The organism is Dyella ginsengisoli LA-4 (genome assembly GCF_000334915.1).
In the GTDB taxonomy this organism is placed as follows: domain Bacteria; phylum Pseudomonadota; class Gammaproteobacteria; order Xanthomonadales; family Rhodanobacteraceae; genus Dyella_A; species Dyella_A ginsengisoli_A.
The window spans coordinates 1-19,364 of record NZ_AMSF01000079.1; the positions used below are offsets into that span (position 1 = coordinate 1).

At 66.1% G+C, this 19,364-nt stretch carries 16 protein-coding genes; 5 read left to right on the forward strand and 11 right to left on the reverse strand.

Features of this window, described 5'->3' with window-relative positions; all coding sequences use genetic code 11:
* On the reverse strand, positions 1-2,432 hold a 2,432-nt coding region (locus C693_RS24050; protein WP_198506894.1), incomplete at its 3' end, for a hypothetical protein.
* Between the two features lie 1,228 nt (positions 2,433-3,660).
* Between C693_RS24050 and C693_RS0117175 the strand changes: the two genes are divergently transcribed.
* Positions 3,661-4,686 (forward strand): alpha/beta hydrolase, encoded by a 1,026-nt coding sequence (locus C693_RS0117175; RefSeq protein ID WP_017463518.1) that lies wholly within the window; start codon positions 3,661-3,663, stop codon positions 4,684-4,686.
* A gap of 153 nt (positions 4,687-4,839) precedes the next feature.
* On the opposite strand, the gene C693_RS0117180 is transcribed toward C693_RS0117175, so the two are convergent.
* Positions 4,840-5,331, reverse strand: coding sequence for a hypothetical protein (locus C693_RS0117180; RefSeq protein ID WP_017463519.1), 492 nt, complete (start codon positions 5,329-5,331; stop codon positions 4,840-4,842).
* 326 nt (positions 5,332-5,657) lie between these two features.
* On the opposite strand from C693_RS0117180, the gene C693_RS22105 reads away from it, so the two are divergent.
* Both C693_RS22105 and C693_RS24300 read left to right on the forward strand, forming a co-directional pair.
* Complete coding sequence (locus tag C693_RS22105) at positions 5,658-6,038, forward strand: winged helix-turn-helix domain-containing protein (RefSeq protein WP_017463520.1); 381 nt, start codon at positions 5,658-5,660, stop codon at positions 6,036-6,038.
* A gap of 650 nt (positions 6,039-6,688) precedes the next feature.
* Positions 6,689-7,039, forward strand: a complete 351-nt coding sequence (locus C693_RS24300; protein ID WP_241762696.1) for a DUF3883 domain-containing protein — start codon at positions 6,689-6,691, stop codon at positions 7,037-7,039.
* A 31-nt stretch (positions 7,040-7,070) separates the two neighbouring features.
* Here the strand turns inward: C693_RS24300 and C693_RS0117195 are convergent, their stop codons facing one another.
* The 7 genes from C693_RS0117195 to C693_RS0117225 form a co-directional block, all read right to left on the reverse strand.
* Positions 7,071-9,146, reverse strand: a complete 2,076-nt coding sequence (locus C693_RS0117195) for an alkaline phosphatase D family protein (protein WP_017463522.1) — start codon at positions 9,144-9,146, stop codon at positions 7,071-7,073.
* 140 nt (positions 9,147-9,286) lie between these two features.
* Positions 9,287-9,469 (reverse strand): YgaP family membrane protein, encoded by a 183-nt coding sequence (locus C693_RS0117200; RefSeq protein WP_017463523.1) that lies wholly within the window; start codon positions 9,467-9,469, stop codon positions 9,287-9,289.
* 368 nt (positions 9,470-9,837) lie between these two features.
* Positions 9,838-11,007: an FAD-dependent oxidoreductase gene (locus C693_RS0117205; protein ID WP_017463524.1), complete on the reverse strand. Its 1,170-nt coding sequence runs from the start codon at positions 11,005-11,007 to the stop codon at positions 9,838-9,840.
* A 276-nt stretch (positions 11,008-11,283) separates the two neighbouring features.
* Positions 11,284-13,068 (reverse strand): M61 family metallopeptidase, encoded by a 1,785-nt coding sequence (locus C693_RS0117210; RefSeq protein ID WP_017463525.1) that lies wholly within the window; start codon positions 13,066-13,068, stop codon positions 11,284-11,286.
* Positions 13,069-13,683: 615 nt separating this feature from the next.
* Positions 13,684-13,779 carry a YgaP family membrane protein gene (locus C693_RS24055; RefSeq protein WP_017463526.1) on the reverse strand — a complete coding sequence of 32 codons (96 nt, stop codon included), beginning with the start codon at positions 13,777-13,779 and terminating at the stop codon, positions 13,684-13,686.
* Positions 13,780-14,127: 348 nt separating this feature from the next.
* Positions 14,128-14,589, reverse strand: coding sequence for a hypothetical protein (locus tag C693_RS0117220; RefSeq protein WP_017463527.1), 462 nt, complete (start codon positions 14,587-14,589; stop codon positions 14,128-14,130).
* A 493-nt stretch (positions 14,590-15,082) separates the two neighbouring features.
* Positions 15,083-15,427, reverse strand: a complete 345-nt coding sequence (locus C693_RS0117225; protein ID WP_017463528.1) for a YciI family protein — start codon at positions 15,425-15,427, stop codon at positions 15,083-15,085.
* Between the two features lie 322 nt (positions 15,428-15,749).
* Here C693_RS0117225 and C693_RS0117230 point away from each other — a divergent pair, with 322 nt between their 5' ends.
* Positions 15,750-16,556: a DUF3883 domain-containing protein gene (locus tag C693_RS0117230; protein ID WP_241762697.1), complete on the forward strand. Its 807-nt coding sequence runs from the start codon at positions 15,750-15,752 to the stop codon at positions 16,554-16,556.
* A 45-nt stretch (positions 16,557-16,601) separates the two neighbouring features.
* A complete protein-coding gene (locus C693_RS0117235) occupies positions 16,602-17,297 on the forward strand; it encodes a hypothetical protein (protein ID WP_017463530.1) in 696 nt (231 codons plus the stop codon).
* Between the two features lie 34 nt (positions 17,298-17,331).
* Here C693_RS0117235 and C693_RS0117240 read toward each other — a convergent pair whose 3' ends face one another.
* On the reverse strand, positions 17,332-18,201 hold the full coding sequence (locus C693_RS0117240; RefSeq protein WP_017463531.1) for a hypothetical protein: 870 nt from the start codon (positions 18,199-18,201) through the stop codon (positions 17,332-17,334).
* A gap of 21 nt (positions 18,202-18,222) precedes the next feature.
* Complete coding sequence (locus tag C693_RS24435) at positions 18,223-18,690, reverse strand: GNAT family N-acetyltransferase (RefSeq protein ID WP_083868351.1); 468 nt, start codon at positions 18,688-18,690, stop codon at positions 18,223-18,225.
* Between the last annotated feature and the right edge of the window lie 674 nt (positions 18,691-19,364).

A 19,364-nucleotide genomic window follows, 5' to 3' on the forward strand; every position in this document is an offset into this window, starting at 1 on the left:
GGGGCCGGGGCCGGGGCCGGGGCCGGGGCCGGGGCGGGAGCCGGGGCCGGGGCGGGAGCCGGGGCCGGGGCGGGAGCCGGGGCCGGGGCGGGAGCCGGGGCCACCGTCGCGGACGGCGTCACGGAGCCGCCACCGCTCACGTCGAAGGCAAGCACGCCGTTGGCGCTGGCCATGAAAGTGCCACCGGCCTTGACGCTCACCTGCTGCTGCCCGTTGACACTGGCCACCGTCACCGAATAGCCGGTCTGGGGAACCAGCTCGGTGATCACGTGGCTGGCCGCAGTAGCGGGCACGGTGTAGCTGATGGTGCCGCTCATCGGCGTGCCGGCAGCACCGGCGCTGTTGATGACGACATCGTTGCCGTTGCTTGCGGCAAGGTACACACCCACGATGTTGCCGGCATTGACGGTGACCGGGCTGGCGGTCGCCACGCTCGCCGCCGACGACGAGGTATCGAACACGTTCAACCACTGCTGGCTGAGCGCCGACGTCGGCGCGCGCTCCTGCACCTGCCACACCTTCACCGGATTGCTGCCCGGATACAGGCCCGTGGTGGTCGTGGCCGCGTTGGCGGGGAGCACCGTGGTCATGGCACCGGCATAGGTCCCGTTGTAGGTGACGTCCAGCCGCGTCTCGCCGGCGGGCGCCGAGCCCGCCACCGGATTGGCCGGGAAGTGCCAGGCCAGGTACTGGTCATAAGCCGTGCTGCCGGCCGTGGTCCGGTCGTGGACGACAAACCGGTTCGGCCGCAGGTAGACCACCTCGCGCGACCAGCCTGCCACCGCCGGACCGGCGGAGAGCCTGCGGTACATGTCCTCGATGTGCTCGGCGCGGGTGTAGACGTACTCGCCGCCATCCTCGTAGGCCGCCACGTGCGTGCGGACCTGGTTGTCCTCGGTGGTGGCCGCGATCTGGCCGCCGGGCTCGACGATCTTGCCGCTGCTTTTGTTGAACACGTAGAAGATGTTGTAGAGCTCGCGGTTGCCCATGTAGAGCGTGCCGTCGGCGCTGCCATAGTTGTCGTTGTAGATCTTGTCCTCGTCCGCGCTGCCGGTGGACCCATGCACCATCCAGCCGCCCGCATTCACCAGCAGCGGGGTGTTGCCACGGGTCAGCGCCACGCTGCCCTGGTCGAAATACTGCTCACCCTGCGAAGGGGCATTGGTGTACGGGCCGGCGCGGAACGACATCCAGCTGGCAGAGGTGCTCCAGTCGGAGCGCGCCGAGACGGCGTTCATGCCCTGCGCGAAGTAGGACACCGGCAGCGAGTCGAGCGACGTGCTCGGCGCGGCAGGATTGGTCTCCAGGAACAGCAGCCAGGGCGCGGAGGAGTTGAAGCCGTTGGTGGCCGCGCTGACCTCGTTGACGTACTGGTGGAACACACCCGCCTTGGGCGATTTCCAGAAGCCCATCTCACCCAGCACCACTTCCGCCAGACCCACCTGGGTGGTGCCCGGCATGCCGATACCCATCGGCGAGCCGTCCGCGTGATTCATGTCGCGGTCGTCGAAGTAGGCGCGCGACGGCCAGGTGAAGTGGATCAGGTAGTCGGCGTTGTCCGTCGGGTAGCTGAAAGGCGCGGCCGAGGCGTGGACGATGTCCGTGCCGGTGGCCGTCATCACCTCACGTGCCGGCAGGCTCATGTTGAGGATGCCCAGTGGTGCGTAGTTGGCAAAACCCTCCGGCCAGCCACCGCCGGCCAGGTGCTGCGCGTAGTACGGCTGCACCCGCTGGGCGAACTGGTTGGTGTACCAGTCGTTCCACTGCGTCGGGGCGCTGGGGTTGTCCCCGTAGGTACCCAGCGCAATGGCCGCCTTGGCATGGAAATAGCCCGCGAAATAGTTGCTCTGCGGGTGGTTGTATTCGAACGTCTTCGTTTCGAACGAGGTCACCCAGGCGTTGGCCGTGGTGTAGACCTGGGTCCGCTGCGCCGGGGTCAGCAGGTCGTACAGCCAGTCGTAGCCCAGACCGAAGCCCACGCCGTAGTTGCGCATGGCGTAGCCGTCGTCGCTGTTCGGGTTCCAACCCTGGTTGCCGCTGGCCGTGGAGTACGGCGTGGCCATCTTCATCAGGATGTCGACCGCCTTGGCGCCGTAGGTGGCGGCCGCGGTCGCATTGCTGGTCTTCAGGGTCTGGTAGCACAGCGCCTCGGACATCAGGGCCGGCAGGTACGACTCGCCCTGGTAACCGGAACCGATATTGGGCAGGTTCGGATAGGCATTGCCCGTCGGGTAGTTCACGGTGCCGCCGATGTACGAATCGCAGACCGACTTCAGCATCTGCCACTCGGGCGTGTTGGCGGCAGCGTTCTGGCGCAGGGCGGAAAGGGTCGACGTATCGAGGATCATGCGGGGATGGGCCGCGGTCACCGCCGGCGCCGTCGCGGCGAAAGCGCTCGAAGACACCGTGGTTGCCAGCAGCGTGAAGAGCATGGCGCACGTACCGGCGCCCACGCCGCGCAGATATTTGGACGGCTGGCCCAGGGGACGACGGTCGCTGGACACGGCCGGGGCCGAAACGAGGGCGTACGATGCACGCCCCGCCTTCTTATTGCGGGGAAAGTTCATTCAGGGACTCCAAAACTCTTCGCTGCCGCGGACGCTTGTGACGTGCCTTCGTCTGTCACACGGTTGGGGGTGGGGGAATGTGGGTTTGTGGGGTAGAGCTAGATCCGGGGTCGATCTGAGGTGGCACGTTACGCAGAAGCGTCTTGGTCAATTGTTAGCCACCTCACATAGCGATGTGAAAGGACCGTGATGACGCGCACGCTTCGCGAAGTTGGGCAGGAAATCTCCCCTTGCACCCCCTTGCGCAAGCTGCGCGCAGCGGTCTGAGCACCCGGTTCCGGCCGGGTACCTGCCCCTCGCGATGTGTGACCGACCGCCGTCCCCTGCTCGCCCGCCGCGGCCTTGTCTGATGCGGTACGCGCGCGGCCACAGATCCGGGGACGCCGTGAAGGCGCCGCCGGACCGAGAGCCCGGACGTCCCGGCCGGGGCCGCACGGCGGCGCGACTCCCGGCGCCACGATGGCGCGGAGCGCCCTGTGGCGCGATCGCGGCTCGAGCAGCACCGGATGCCCAGCCACCGGCCGGTACGCCAGGGTGGATGCAGGGCCTGGCTACCCGAACCCGACACGAACGCGATGGTGGCCTACCCGTGCGGCCACCGCGGCTCCGGGCCGAGCCCGCCGCAGCCGCGCATCGCTGATGTCAGCGCGCCACCGACGCGCTGACGTGCGGACGGGTCACCGCTCCGGGGCCCCGGGGTCGTGGAACGGCCAGGCGCCCATGCCGTTGATGCGGTCGGTCGATGGGCGCAGGGGGGGCGGAGCCACCAGCGCCGCGACGGCGGCGAAACAGCTCGGGCGTACCCGGGTGTCATTCGTTCAGCCTTGGCCGCAGTTGCTCCGCATGTCCCGAGCGATCGACCGCACGTTTCCCCGTGTCCACGCGTACGGCAGCCCCTGGCCGGCTGGCGGCCTGGCGGTCGGGCTTTCACGACTCGGGACGTCCCGGTGCATCGCCCGGCAAGGACTCCCGGAAAACGCGGCCATCGTCGTTCCCCGCTTCCTGGCTTCGCGTCCTGAACTTCCTGCATGGGCACCAGTCGATGAAGGCACCGGCCCGGCGCCCTGACCGGGCCATCGAAGGGAGAAGCGCCTTGAACAGGACATACCTGAAAGCGGGCCCTGCCCTGCTGCTGGCCGCGATGCTGGGCCCGGCCCAGGCCAGCGGCGCGAGCGCCACGGCCGCGCCGCAGCGCCTGCCGGACACCTATGCACAGCCGGCAAGACGGATCGACCTCGGCCACGGCCGCCAGCTCAACCTGCGCTGCTCCGGTCGCGGACCGCAGACCGTGATGCTCGAGGCCGGGGCCATTGCCGACTCCTCCACCTGGTACAAGGTGCAACCGTTGCTGGCCGCCCACGCAAGGGTCTGCGCGTACGACCGCGCCGGCTTCGGCTTCAGCAGCGAAGGGCCGTTGCCACGAGACCTCGACGCCGACGTGGCCGACCTGCATGCGCTGATCCAGCACGCCGGCCTCACCCCGCCGCTGGTGCTGGTGGGGCATTCGCTGGGCAGCAACATCGTCCGCCGGTATGCGAGCCGGTACCCGGCGGATGTGAGCGCGATGGTCCTGCTCGACCCTCCCGCTCAGGACATCGGCCGGTTCGCTCCCGGCTGGCAGAAGGACGAGGACACCCTGTCGATGCAGCGGTTCGCGTTCCTGCGCCACTGCGAGGCGGCCGCCGAAAAGCATGAACTGCCGTCCCACGATCCGGAATTGAGCCACTGCCTTGACGAAGCCGACCCGCTCGCCAGCGCCCGGCTCAACGCGGTGAACCTGGCCCACAAGTCGACGCCGGCGTTCTGGCGCACCGTGATGTCGGTGCTCCAGGACAACGCCCGGGTGTTCAGGCACCCCGTGCCGGCCAACGAGACACACGGGGCCACGCCCCTGATCGTGCTGTCCGCCGCCAACACCTATGCCGATGCCCTGCCCCGTGACCGCAAGGGGCTGGAAGAGGCCCGGGACCACACGCAGGCGCAGATTGTCGCCACCTCTTCCCGCGGCACGCTGGTGCATGTGCCGGATACCTCGCATGACATCCAGATCGATCAGCCCGAGGCGGTGGTCAGAGCGGTGGAGCAAGCCATGCGGATGGCGCAGCCCCCTGCGGCGTGATGCGTTCCAACGGCGAGTGACGACGGAGGAAGCCGGGAAAGGGCGTGTTCGATGCCCCTGTCGCTCATCCAACGGCTGTTCAATCGCGCCTCGGGGGAAGCAGGAGTCAGGGACGACGTGATGGAAAGTGCTCCCCGACCCCTGCCTTGCCGCTCACCCGCCTTCGTCGACGGCAGCTACCGACAAGGTCGACGCCATGCGCGGACTCAGTGCGCCGCCGCCCGATACCGGCACGGAGACCAGGCTGCAGCGGCGGCCCTGCGATGGATCGCCGCCCTTGCAGTACACGTTCACGATGGCGACCGTGTTCCGTCCGGCGTCCAGCAACTGGACCTGCCTTGCCAGGCCGGAGCCGGAGTTGTCGATGGCGACGGTGACATAGGGGCTCATGGCAAGCCCCTGCCTCCGCAGCGCCTCGGAGGCCGCGGCCGCCCGTTGCGCGTGGATGTACTGCCGATGCGTGTGGCCGACGAGGGCCTTCAGTCCGTAGCCCGTGTCGAAATCGACGGCGTAGACCGCGTACGGTGCCGGCTCGCCGGTGACGGTGACATCCTGCAACTTGGTGGTCTGGTCCTGGGCGGCACTGATGCTGGGGACGCATGCAAGGCCGAAAGTCGCAATTGCAGCAACGATGGTGTGCTTCATGGGAGCCTCCTGACGAGCGCCAATGCCCGTCGGGGAAATTCTGGGGCGGTGCCGCGGCGTTTACGTGAGGAATCCATGAGGAATCTGCGTGGATTCACGGGGTGACTTCCGGCACGTCCTTGCCCACCACCCCAGCCGTTGCCCATGAAACCTTCGCCCGGACCGCCGTCGCACCGCCGCGGCGGTTCCGCGCTCACGCGGATCTTCCGCGCCCCGATCCTGACCGGACGCTGGCCGTCGTGAGAGAAATGACCTCTGGCAGACGACCGGCGATCGGCGACGGGCGCACACTACGCCGGCAGGGTCAGTCTCCGAGAGGCACCGTCATGCCGCGCTCCGAACTGGACGAACACTGGTTCTACCAGTGCGATGACATCATCGTCGATCCCTACGCGCACCGGGTGGAGCGCGACGGCCAGGACCGTCCGCTGGAACCGAAGGCCTATGCCGTGCTGCTGACGCTGCTGGAGCAGGCCGGCGACGTGGTCGACAAGATGACCCTGCTCGATACCGCCTGGGGCCACCGCCACGTCACCGCTGGCGTGCTCGCCCACGCGATCTCGCAACTGCGCCACGCCCTGGGCGACTCGGCACTGAATCCGCGGTACATCGCCACCGTGCACACCATCGGCTATCGCTTCATCGGCGAGGTGCATCGACGGTCGCGCTTTGCGCCGGCGTGGTGGAAGGTGTCGGGTAGTGCCTGAGCCACGCGCAGGGACCGTGGCATGGCGCCACCCTCCCGCTCGGGCCCGAAGGCAGAAGAACGGAAACAGACATTCCGAACCGTGGAGGACTGACTACCCCGGCGCGCGTTTCTGCCCTGCGTCCGGGACCATCGCCATCGGGGGATTCGCATGGCGACAGGAGGAGAATGGTCCCGACTGGAGGTCGAAGCCTGCGTCGCCGACTATCTCGCGATGCTGACGCTGGAGCTCAACGGCCAACGCTACAGCAAGACAGGGCACGCCAACGGCCTGATGCAGAAGCTCGATGGCCGCAATCGGGCATCCATCGAGTTCAAGCACTGCAACATCAGCGCCGTGATGTTGGCCCTCGGCTACCCCTATATCACCGGCTACAAGCCACGCGGCAACTACCAGGGCCTGCTGCTGGAGTCGTCGAAGCGCAGGCGCCGCTGCGCCCCGATCTGCAGGATGCCGCGCTGGCCGCCGTACTGCGTCCCGCGACCGCCGTCGCTGCGGCCGGTGATGCGTCCGCGTGGGTATCCGCGCCGAGGTCCCCGGGCGTTCGTGAAGCTCCGGCCACCTAAGCGCACCGCTTCTCGGCCGCCCGACGCGACTATCTCGCCCAGGAAGCGCGCAACCGTTCGCTCGGGCAAGCCGGCGAGCTGTTCGTGCTGGAGCTGGAATCACGCCGGTTGCACGCGGCCGGCAAAAAGTCGCTTGGCGAACGCGTCGAGCACGTTGCCGCCACCCAGGGCGACGGCCTGGGCTTCGACGTGTTGTCGTTCGAGGAAGACGGACGCGAGCGGCTGATCGAGGTCAAGACCACCAGCTTCGGCGAATTGACCCCGTTCTACGTCAGCCGCAACGAGCTGGCGCGTTCCCGGACGGACGCCGCGCGCTACCAGCTCTATCGGGTCTTCGGTTTCCGCGACCGGCCCCGGCTGTTTGCCATTCCGGGCGCCATCGATGGCGCCTGCCGGCTGGAAGCGGCCACCTACCTGGCCCGCGTGGGCGGGTAAGCGCAGGCCGCAAACCGCGCAACGAGCGACCTCACACCGCCAGACCCGGATCGCCCTCCACCACCGTCTGGCGCATCCGCGGCCGCTGCCCGGCTTGCCACAGCGGCACTTCGTGACGGACGCGGTAGCGCAGCGGCCCGCCATCCGGGCGGGTGCTGCGCTCGATCGGCCGGGGGATGCACACGAACTCGGTGACCATCGTGGCGGCGTCGACGCGGACGGTCGCGTAACCGTGTCCGCCCATGTCGACGAAGCTCAGGTGCGGCGCCAGGTCGGGATTGCTCACGGCGTGCGCCTTCTCCAGGTCGCCGCTGCGCGCGAACTCCAGCGCCGAGCGTACGCCATGGTGCAACAGCAGATTGACGGTCGGCAGCGTCGGCCCACCACCCGGGTTGGCGACGTACAGCGGGCGCAACGGATCGTCGTTCTTCAAGTTGTGCTCGGAGGCTTCGACCAGTCCCGGAGACGAGATCGAGCCGCCCACGAAAGTGACGCCCACCGGCTCGAAGGCGGCGGGCGGCAGGGCCTTGGCGGCGTAGCCGGCCCAGAAGCTGTGGCGGTCGCCGGAGACGATCGCGAAACCGGTGATGCCGGCATCGCGCACGGCGTCGAAGATCTCGGCGCGTTCGTGGTACGCGCCGCCCCAGTCGCTGGTCGCCATCACGGCATAGCCGGCACCGGACCAACGGCCCAGCGCGGGTGGCAGATGCTGCGGGTCCACGCGCCAGTCCGGCGTGCCAAGCGAGTTGCCCCAGATCTTCCAGGTGGCCTGCGCGCCGCGCAGGCGCTCGAGCAGCCAGGCCTTCTGTGTCGCTCCCAGCAGGGTCTGTGCGGGTTCTCCGGCGCGGTAGTTGGCCACGCGTTTGTCGCGGAACGACAGCTGTGCCGGCGGATGGCCATCGGCGTAGTCGCGACCGCCGTCGATCTGCATCGCCAGCTCCTCCGGCACCCAGCCCAGCGCGTCGCCGTCGAACAGCGCGTTGAGCTCCTTGTGCGAGCCGGGGTCGCGCGAGCGGAAGCTGTGCTGGTCGGTGAGGATCAGGTCGATGTGCCGGCCCCAGCGCAGCGCGCGATACACGATCAGGCTGTTGATGGCCGCGAGGTTGTTGGGCTCGCGCCCCAGGCCATCGTCGTCGAATGCCGTGACCGGAGTATCGACCACGTGCGGCGCGTCGAAGCTGTCCAGGCGGGCGCCCGGCACCGCCACCCGCGCCGGCTGGTATTCGAACCAGGCCTGGTTGGCCGCCACCTTGAGCGTCTGCGCGGGGATCGGCCCGTCGCCGAATTCCTGCAGCGACTGCCAGCCCTGCCAGGAATACTCGTGGTTGTCCCACACCGCCACGAACGGCCAGCGCGCGCGCGCATCCTGCAGATCCGGGTCCTGCAGGTAGGCGTGGTAGAGGGCGCGGTAATCCTCCAGCGAATCGGGCACCCAGAAGCGGTCATGGGCAACCACCTTGCCCTTCGCGAAGTGGATCGGGAACTTGATCAGCCGGTCGTAGCGATGGCCGTTCTTCACCTGGTCCGGGTACTGCACGACCTCGTAGACGAAATCGCCCAGGTGCAGCACGAAGCCGAGCCGGTCTCCGGGCGCAGCGCGCTCGTCCTCGAAGATCATGCGGCGGTAGGCGTTCAGGGCCCCCTCGCAGACGTCCTGGCAACTGACGAAGGCAAAGCGGGCCGGTCGCGGATCGTCGGGGCCAGGAGCGGTCATCGTGCGGCCGATGCGGCTGCCGTTGCCCTCCTCGTCCACGAACCGGTACCAGTATTCGCGGGCCGATGACAGCTGGCCGACCAGCACCCGGCAGGTCCAGTCGGACGCCGCCGACACCCGCGCCGCCGTGGTCGCGATCACCCGACCGAAGGCAGGATCCTCGGCCACTTCGACCCGCAACGTCGCGCTCGTACGGGCGTCCCCGTACGGGCGCCGCGTCCACAGCAGCACGCTGTTCTCGTCCGGATCGCCCGAGGCGACGCCCTGCGGGTAAAGATCCCGACGCTCGCGCCACCCGCTCGACGACGGGCGCACCGGCGTGCACCCCAGGGCCAGCGCCGCACCCAGCGTGGCGGAAAGCTTCAGGAACTGGCGGCGGTCCATGGTTGGCATGAGGTCCCCTCCCCGCGGCGGATCGCTCGGATCGATGCGGGGGAATGCTGGACCCGATGGCGGGCCGGGGACTGTGCCGGAAGTACCGAAGGATGCGCCGGCTCAGCGGCAGCGCACGCCTCCCTGTCGTGGTGGCAGGGTCAGCGCTTGCAGGTATTGACGCCGATCAGGCTGTACAGCGGGCAGAAGTTGAACAGACCGGTGGCCAGCGGCACCACCCCGATCCACGCCCACACCGGGCCGCCGGTAACCGCCCACACGATCAGCAGCAGACCGACTGCGATACGAAGCCACTTGTCCACCGAACCGACGTTGGATTTCATGCGCATGCCCTCCTGAAGATGGGCGCAGCATGGCAGTTCGGGATCGGGCTCCCTTTGATCACGGTCAACTGCGGCCGAGAACAGTCCATGGCCGGCACAGGTGTCTTCTCCCGGGCGGACGAACCGACCTGAGGAAGTCCCACCCGGAGCCTTGTCGCCGGCATCGAGCCATCGCCCGATCCAGTCGATGATCGGCGCGCGCCTCGGCGAACGCGCGGTCGCAGCGATGGCCGACGGGACCCACACCGCTGACGGTGCGGTGATATCGAACGCCCTTCCTGGCGCAGCAAGCCGCGGCACAAAGCTTTCGAAGTGAACGCGCACCCCAACGCCCGTTCTAGCCGCCCGTTCTGGCCATCCGTTCCCGGCTACGCGCCGATGGGCAGCCCTTGCGCCCAGCCCCGGGCCATGGCCGTCGCCAACGCCGGATAATCCGTGGATCGGCTGCTTTCGTTTCTCGCCCTGCAGAAGCCCTCGTCGCGATTGAACAGGGACGCCGCCAGGCCCCGACCGGCCATGATGATGTTCGTGGTCTTTTCGAGTCGCGCCTGCGTGAATCCGGCGAACGCACGCTGCAGGTCGCCAGGGCTTTCCTTCAGATACCGCGCGAGATGCCAGGCATCCTCCAGCGCCTGGCAGGCGCCCTGGCCGGACGTCGGCAGCGGCGCATGGGCGGCGTCGCCGACCAGGATCAGGTTGCCCCTGTGCCAGCGGCGGATCGGATCGTGGTCATGCACGTGGATCTTGTTGATGCGCTCGACCGGGGTGCGTTCGACGATCCGTCGCACCCGCCGCGGCCAGCGGCAGAGGAGGCTGCGCAACTCGTCCCGGTATCGGGACCGGTCGCTCACCCCCACCTCGGCACAGGCCGCTCCGGCCGCCCAGTACGCCTTGCGCCGGGTGACCGGGACGATGCCGACGCGCTCGCCCACGCCCCAGTAGTCGTCGACCACGATGTCCTCGAACGTGTCCTCCGCGGACTCGCAGACGCCGACCCAATTGACGAAGCCCTGGTAGACCGGGGTCGCGTCTCCGTGCACGAATCGACGGGCATGCGAAGCCATGCGGCCATCCGCACCGACGACGACATCCGGCTCGATCCACGTTCCGTTCCCGAACCGGACCCGGGCACGGCCGGCGAGCCCGGCTTCGATCTCCGCGACGTCGTGCGCGTAGCGGATCGCACCGCCCAGGGATTCGAACCTGGCGATCAGAATGCCGAGGAAATCGCTTCGCAGAACGGAGAGGCTCGGGTAACCCAGGCGGCGATTGATGAGCTCGATATCGATCGCGCCCAGATCCTCGTTGTCGCTGGAGAACCGGCGCATCCGCGAGGGCTGCCCGGACACGGACTCGAGCTCGCTCCAGACGCCGAGCTGGTCCAGCACATACGCGGCGTTCGGCCAGACGACGATGCCGGCACCGATGTTCGATGCAACGGCATGTCGCTCGTAGACCTCGACGTCGAACCCCTGCAGCTTCAGCGCAATGGCGCAACCGACCCCTGCAACCCCGCCGCCGAGCATGGTGATCTTCATGTCATCGAAATCCCTGTCGTCGAGATGGCTCAAAGGAGAAAGCCGCAAAGCCCGCGGGGAACCTTACCCCAAGGGGTTGTCTCCGCCACGACATGAGCACCCGGGGCTGACCCGGCTCTCCCGGACGCCGCCGGGCGGGGACTGGGTTTTCCCGGCGCGGCTGCGTGGTGACCCGATACTCATCCGCGTTCGTCGAGTCGACCCGCGGGAGTGGGCAACACCGACCCGGGCGGCGGATGCCGCCTCCCGGAAAATCGCGCGCGCCCCTGCTTCGGCTCAGCCCCCTGCCGGCTTCGCAATATCGCCGAGGTAATCGGGCTTGCTGCCATCGCGCAGCAGATGCGGGTACTTCAGGCCGTCGTGGTAATCGACCGCGAGCGTGCGGTAGGTGTCGAGATAGGAGACCGTGAGCGTGATCGGTGCGCGGCCGCCCTTGGCCTGCCGGATGGCGTCCTTGAGCGCATCGCCGGTGAAATGCTCGCCGTCGACGGCAACGATCTTCATGCCCGGCACCAGGCCGGCCGTGTAGGCCGGGCCATCCCACTGCACGTCGCTCACCTCGCCCTCGTCGGACATCGTCGCGCCGATCGAATAGGCCAGGTCGATGCGGTGGTCCGCGCGCGACACGGCCTGGTCGTAGTCGGAGGGCGTATCGGTATACACCAGCTTCCAGCCGCCCCGCTCGATGCCGTGTTCCGGCAGCACCTTGCCGGTGTCGTCCAGACGCTGACGCAGGAAGCCTGCCCAGTCGAACGGCTGCGCCTGGTTCAGTGCGCCCACGAGGTCGTCGAACGTGTAGGTGCGGGTGACGTAGCTGCCGTTGTCCATGCTGTAGAACAACCGGGCGAAATCATCCAGCGAGCGGCGGTTGTGGCTGAGCTGGCGGATCTGAGTGTCGACATCCAGCCACAACAGCTCGCCTTCCGGATAGAAGTCCGTGCCACGGCGGTAGTTGGCCCAGTAATCGCCGTTGAAATACAGCAACTGCGCACTGGTCGCAGTGTCCTGCAGCGGGCGCCAGGCGCGTCCGGTGCGGTGGGCCATCTTCGCCGCGACCGAGGCCAGCGAATCGCGGAACTGTGAAGGTGTCAGCAGGCCCGAGCGCACCGCCAGCACGGCCGACCAGTACTCGGTCAGGCCCTCGTACGACCACACCATGTCGGCGGGCTGCGGGGTGTTGAACGCCGGCGTCCACATGTCGGCCGGACGGCGGAACTTGCCGTTCCAGGAGTGGGTGAATTCGTGCGGGATCAGCGTGGCCGAGGCGAGGAACGCGTCGGGATCGGTGAGGAAGGTCGCGCCGGTCATCTCGAAGCTCGACTGGTGATGCTCCAGCCCGGTGCCGGCGACGTGATCGGACACCGTCAGCAGAAGGTCATAGTGGTCGTAATGGTGCGCGTGGAACAGCGCATACAGCTGCTTCACCATGCGGCGATACGCGGCCACGTGCGCATCGCTGATCTGCACCGACGCCGCGCTGTCGCCCACGATGTTCAGGTGCACCGGCGTCTTGTCCCCCGGGGCCAGATCGACGCGCCGGAAGTGCTCGCCCGCGATCAGCGGCGAGTCGATGAAGTTGTTGAAGCTCATCGGCTTGAAATGCACCGTATCTTCCGAGCGGCTCGCCACCTCCATCGCCGTGGCGAACTGCCAGCCCGACGGCAGCACCACGGTGGGCCGGATCGGGATGTCCCGTGCGTAGTAACCGCCGGGATAGAACGCCACCTGCGTCGGATTCAGGTCCGCCAGATGCGGCGTGGACCACACCTCGTAGCCGTACCAGACGCCCGGCCCGGGCGACAGGTACTGGAAGGCCAGCTCGATGCGGTCAGCGCCCTGCGGCACGTCCAGGTGGAACGTGTACATGTCCACCACGTCGCGCCGCCACGGCAGCTGCCTGCCGTTCGCCGTGACGATCAGCCCCGCGATGTTCGCGATGCCACCATCCGGCGCATGGTCGGGCAGCGGCCACTTCGGGTAGTACAGAGTCAACGGCCCGGGCGACACCGGAATCGTCTCGTGCATGCGGTAGATGCGCCGCGGCGCATCGCGCAGGTCCATCGTGATGGCCAACGTTCCTGGATATGGGGTGTCCTTCGACGCGTCAGGCGCCGACGCCTGCGCGACGCACACCATGGACACGACACACCCTGCGACCAGGGCAAGCGCCTGGATGCCCTGACGAACAGATACCGATTTCACTTGAACCCCCTGGGACCAGCGATGACCGTCCCGCACGCCAGACGCAAGAAATAGCTCGACGGCCGTGGACGCAACGCTTGAGGGTGTACGTCACCGCACAGGTGACGTCAACTTGCCTCAAGAGGGGCGCGGAAGCTCCTTCCGACGGCCGGCAAGAACCGGGACTGGCACAGTCCCCCAAGGCCCCATTCAGACGGGCAAATGAGCCCGCCCCCGTTTTGCTGACCTTGGCAAAGGGGCCGCTCGCGCGGCCCTGGCAGGAAATGGTCCAGGGCATGGATACCCCAGGTAACACCATGCAGGAGCGGTCGCCGTTACGGGCACGATCCTGGCGCCGTCGACAACCCGGAGCCAGGTGGTCAGCGACAAGACGGGGAGATGCCCCTCGTCATTGAAGTCGAATAGCAACCGCGCGCCTGTGGTTGACTCCGCCGGCGAACAGGCAACCCCGGTTCGCCCCTTCGGCTGGCCGGATCAGCGCTTGCAGGTGTTGACGCCGACCAGCTTGCACAGCGGGCAGAAGTTGAGCAGCCCCGTAGCCAGCGGCACCACCCCGATCCACGCCCGCACCCGTCAGCCGGTGACCGCCCACGCGATCAGCAAGAGACCGGCTGCGATGCGAAGCCACTTGCCCATACCCCCGGCGTTGGATTTCATGCGCATGCCCTCCTCAAGTTGGGCACAGCATGGCAGCGCGCGCGCGCCCTGACCGCGGCCAACTGCCTGGGGGAACCGTATGTGGTCGGCCCCAAGTTCCGCTCCCGGTGAAGACGAAAGCGATGCGCCCCAAATGGAATGGCCCCTGATCCTTTGGCCAGGGTGGGAAGCACCCCTGCATCGGCTCGCACACGCAGGAGGCAAGCACAAGGACGCCATGAGATGGGCCTGGATGTCCGCTTCATGACGAACGATCGCGTGTCAGTGCGAGGGGGCCTTGGCTGACACTGGCTCCATGCGCAGCCGCTTCCGTTCGTAGTCGATCAGCAACTGGTTGGCATCTCGATAGCGGTTGGCTGACAGAGCTCTACGGATCATTGCCGAGATCTGCTCGTCGTTCCTTCCCTCCAGCGGAGGGTGGGTCACCATTCCATCTGTGTCCCCGACATAAGCGTCCGCGACTACCTTCGCCTGCGCAGCGGACAGTCCCAACTTCTGCCAATCCTCGAACAGACTCTTGCGGGCATCGGCCAGGGTGACCATTCCCGTCTCCCAGTGCTCGTTGTAGCGAACACCGAAGGTCATTCCGCGGCTAAACGCGGCCCTTTGGCTCGCCAAACCCATGAGCTGATCGGCGGCCTGTGCCTGAGACAGCTTCTGCGCAGCGACGCCGCCACTTGCAAGTACCAACACGCCTACCACACACCATTTCCACTGGTTCATCGCACTCCTCCATGACTGCTCCACAAGGGGTAAACCTTCAAAACCGGCGTCCCGTGCACCCGCCTCGACAAATGTCGCTCAGTAATCGTTGAACATGCAAGGCCATGAAATCGTCGATGCGACGGAGCCCCGCCAAACGCTGGATCCTGTCGACAGCGTCCCCAGTACACGATGCGCATCCTGCAGGTCATATCCAGCGCGCCGGCCTGGCAGGTCGATCGATTCGAGGCGGAGGCGCCCGGCCGGCAGCCCGTCGCTTGCGGCGTGTACGGCGGAAGACGTTGTCGCAGTATCCACGTGGATTCCCCTCGGTCAGAACGGCTTGGTCTTGGCGCGCGCGTGAAAGGCTGAACAAGTAACCCAGGCAGCCGCGTGGACGACTGGTGGGGCGAGCGCGGTCACATGCTCCCTCTCGACGCTCCGAGCAGCAGGGAAAGGAAGCAATATCGACTTGTCGAGGATGCTTGCCACCCGCTTCCGTCCGCCCCCGGACTCAGGGCTTGAACCGGCGCACTTCCTGCGGCCAGCCGCAGGCCTCGGCCAGCTTGCCGGCCCAATGCCTTGCCGTTTGCTCGTCGGCCGCGTCGATCACGGTGAACCCACCCAGGAACTGCGGATGGCGCACGTACGGCCCGTCGGTGAACCTCAACGTGCCGCTGGTGGCATCCGCGCTGAACGCCTCCAGCGGGTCTTCCTCCAATCCCCCGGCGAACACATGGACGCCCGCCGTCTTCATCTCGCCCACCACCGCACGCGCCAACGGAACGCGGGCGGCGAACCATGCGTCGCTGTGTTCCCCGACCCACGCCTGGTTGAAGTAGATGAGGTACTTGCTCATGTCATGCCCCGAGGCCACGCAACCCCGATGGCTGCCACTCTCATCACGACGAACGGACTCGTCGCCGTTCGACACGTGTCGGCATGGCAAGCGGAACAGCGGGCAAGCCGCCAGCCGCGCCTGCCACCTGGGACAGGTCGAGCACAAAGCGAAAAGAGACCATTGATCGCTCTTCACTACCTCCGCCACTCCCCGCCTGTATCGCCTGGTCCCAATGTCAAAGCGCACGCCCGCGCTGAAATTGGCTACGCTTGGCCTGGCTGATCAGGGGGCGCACGTGGCAACAGGAGAGGAATGGTCTCGGCTGGAGGTGGAAGCCTGCGTGGCCGACTACCTCGCGATGTTGACGCTTCAGCTCAACGGCCAGCGTTACAGCAAGACCGAGCACGCCATACGCTTGATGCAGAAGCTCGAGGGGCGCAGCCGTCCATCCATCGAGTTCAAGCACTGCAACATCAGTGCGGTGATGCTGGAACTGAACTACCCCTACATCCCTGGCTATAAACCGCGCGGCAACTACCAGCACATGTTGCTGGACGTGGTTGAGGCGCAAGTCCAGCTGCGCCCTGATCTACAGGACGCCGCCCAGGCGGCCGTGCTACGCCCCGCGGCCGCCATCGCCATCGCCGACGGAGCATCTGTCTGGGTATCGATGCCCAAACCCTCGCGCATTCGTGAAGCCCCAGCGAACTACGCGCCCAGCTTCTCGCCCGCCAAACGGGATTACCTCGCCCAGGAAGCACGCAACCGCTCGCTCGGGCGCGCCGGCGAACTGTTCGTCCTGGAACTGGAAGCGCGCCGCCTGCACGCCGCCGGCAAGAAGGTGCTCAGCAAGCGCATCGAGCACGTCGCCGCGACACGAGGCGACGGCCTCGGTTTCGACGTGCTGTCGTTCGAAGAAGACGGCCGCGAGCGGCTGATCGAGGTCAAGACGACCGGTTTCGGCGAGCTGACGCCGTTCTACGTCAGCCGTAACGAACTGGCACGATCCAGGGCTGACGCCGAGCGCTATCAGCTCCATCGCGTCTTCAGCTTCAGGGACAGGCCCCGCATCTTCGCCCTGTCCGGCGCGATTGAAGACGCCTGCCACTTGGAAGCAACCACCTACTTGGCACGGGTTGGCAGCTAGCCAGCGTCAAGGACCTCATACGAAAGACAAGGAGCGCTTTCGCGCATGGGAACGAAAAAGCTCACTTTCAGCGCATTGGAAAGACGTATCGAGGAGATACCGGAGCATCCCTCATACCAGGTGTTTTCCACTCGCCGCACGATATGGGGCACGGGGATCGGCATCGCCGCAGCGCTAGCTGGGCTGCTCCTTGCCAAGATGTTCCCCACCAGCATCACGGCTCTGATCGTGACCGGCGTGCTGCTTGCCGTGGAGGTGATCGCCTTTGCGATCGCGTGGATTGCCGAGCTTCCGACCCTGAACCTGCGACCATCCAAAGAGCGCCAGCAGTATGCCGAAACACTGGACTTCGACTTACCGCACTACATCGGGCTCATTGGATGGCTAAAGAGATTCCCCAGAGGACGATTGGAGCTTCTGAGTACCTACTGCGCCCATCGGTTGGACCGGATGCGGAACAAGCTGCCGCTCCTGACCGGAGGGGTCGAGAAGCTGGGAGCCCTTCCGCTCATCGCAGGGTTGTTTCTGCAGCTCAAAGACCTTCATTGGCCCCTCCAGTTGCACTGGCCGCAAATCCTGCTAATCGCCTTCCTGATGCTCTGCTACTGGGCCAGCATGCTGCAGCTGAGCCTACGCTTTCGCTTGGAGCTTTACGACGCGCTGCTTGGCCAAGCACTGCGCGATCAGGACCAAGAATCACGTCCGAACTTCGCCACCTCGATGGCGCAGCGGCCGGAATAAAGTGCGCTCTGACCTTCTATTTTCCCCGCTTTCGTCAGTGGTAAATGTCGACAGTACTTGGCGGGAATGCCCCAATCCCCTGCGCGACGACCGTCATCTCCCCGGTCATATGGCAATGAGGGCAAGTGGCCTCTACTACCAAACCGCCGTGCTTGCTCTTCTTCACCCTTAGTGCCTTCACGTTTTCGTGCGAGAACCTGGCAGTGAAGGCGAGCCCGCAGGTGGCACTGGTGCAAGTGCACCAGGCCTTGGTCGGATGCACGGTCAGATCGCGTGGGAGCGGCGATGCGGGAGCCTCGTTAGCCGCGGTATGGCAGACCAGGAAGGTATTCACGCCCGGACGGAACAGCAGAAGAAAGGTCTGGTCGCGCGCCAGCTCCGTGCGGTTCTTGCTGATCAACTCATAGTCCACCATCGGCCTGACCACGATGATCGACCTCGTGCGTTCCGCCAAGGCAATAAAAGACTTGCAACATCGCCTACACGGGCAAAGGCCAGCATCGATCAGGTAGATGATCTCGAGGTAGCAGAACTCGGCAGAGCCCTTTGCAACGACTATGTTCTTTTTATTTTTGGGATCCTTCGGCACGGCCCAAAGCGCGTCCTCGCCACACCCCTTTTTGCCCGAACGCTGGCCACCATTGAGCAGTTTGGGGCCGTTCAAACGGGTCCTGCCGTCCTTGCTAATGCGGGTCACGTTCCAATTGACGTCCTCCTCGCCCAGCCCCTTGAAGTCGCAAACGAATAGGCCCAAGGCAACTTGGACCTCAGACGGCAGCTCTTCCAGGTCCGACGTGGCGGTGTAGTCAGCATCCACGCGTTCGGCGTTGAAGCTGTGCCACCAAGTATCCTTGGTCAATGCCGGGTCGTGCTTTACCTCGGTCTTTTCCTTGACTTGTTCCATGGCCTTTTCCCTGCGGGTGACTTATCGAATGGGAAGACTGCAGTAATGCACCAAGGTTGGCATCCCTCGATCCTGCTTACACACTCCGAGTTCGCGCCAACCCGTTGCTTGAAACACACGCCGCGCAGCACGATTACCGCGAACCGTCCACGCATTCAAAACGGACCAGGGTCCCCGGGCTTGGCATAACAACAACAATGCAGCCAAAGAAGCTTGGCCGTAACCCTGCCCCTGGAAATCGGTGCCCACGAACATGCTCACCTGCTCGCACGCAACGCCTATGCCACCGACAACGCGCCCAGAATCAACACATCGCACTGCCCACCGAGCGTCATCACCAGCGATAGGCGACCAGAGTCGCGCGGCAAGCTCTTCATTGATACGGCCGCGACCACCAAACAGGGATGCCCGAAGCACAGGCTCGCCTAGCATGCCGGCCAAGGACGCGGCGGAGCCGGCATCTAACGGATCGAGCGCCACCGACTTCATCGTCGCGCCTCCTCGAAGAGTCCTTGTGGAAAAGACCTTCTTGCGACATCCAAACAGAAAACGAGGGTCAGAGTGCGCTCTCAGCCAACCAGACGTGGGCCGTTGACCAGCTCACAGCAGCGCCGTGCCCCTCCGCCGCAGTCCAATGATCCGATTCGCTCCTCGCACCGTTTCCTTACGACAAACAACGAGCGCGCGCACGTCCCCAACCACCGCTCGATGATAGGCTCCTGCGTCTCGGAAGTCTGTATCGCATGCTCACAGAAGAGCCCCCCCATACACGCCACCCAAGTTCTTGCGTTTGGCTCAGTCGCTCCTACTCAAGCAACGATCACCGCACTGGCGACTGAAGCTTGCTCCGGCCACTGGATGTCCCAGCGGCCGTGCGGTCGGGAGCACGCGGCCACACCGGACATGAAACAGGCCGACCGGACCGCAACCGGCAAGTGATCGGATGGCACCCGGGTCCGAGACTCAGAAAACAGGGGGAGGGAAACGTCGGAAGAATCGACTTTTCGAGGAAATACCTCCTCTCCCTGCCATGGCAATATGAGCACCGGCCGCGCTTCGCGGGTCGACAAGTCGAGCAGGAATGCCCTGCCACGTTCGTCTGTCACGAGCAGTGCGTTACCGTTATCCGCCGCGAAAATGTCCTGCACATCGGCTTCCAGTGC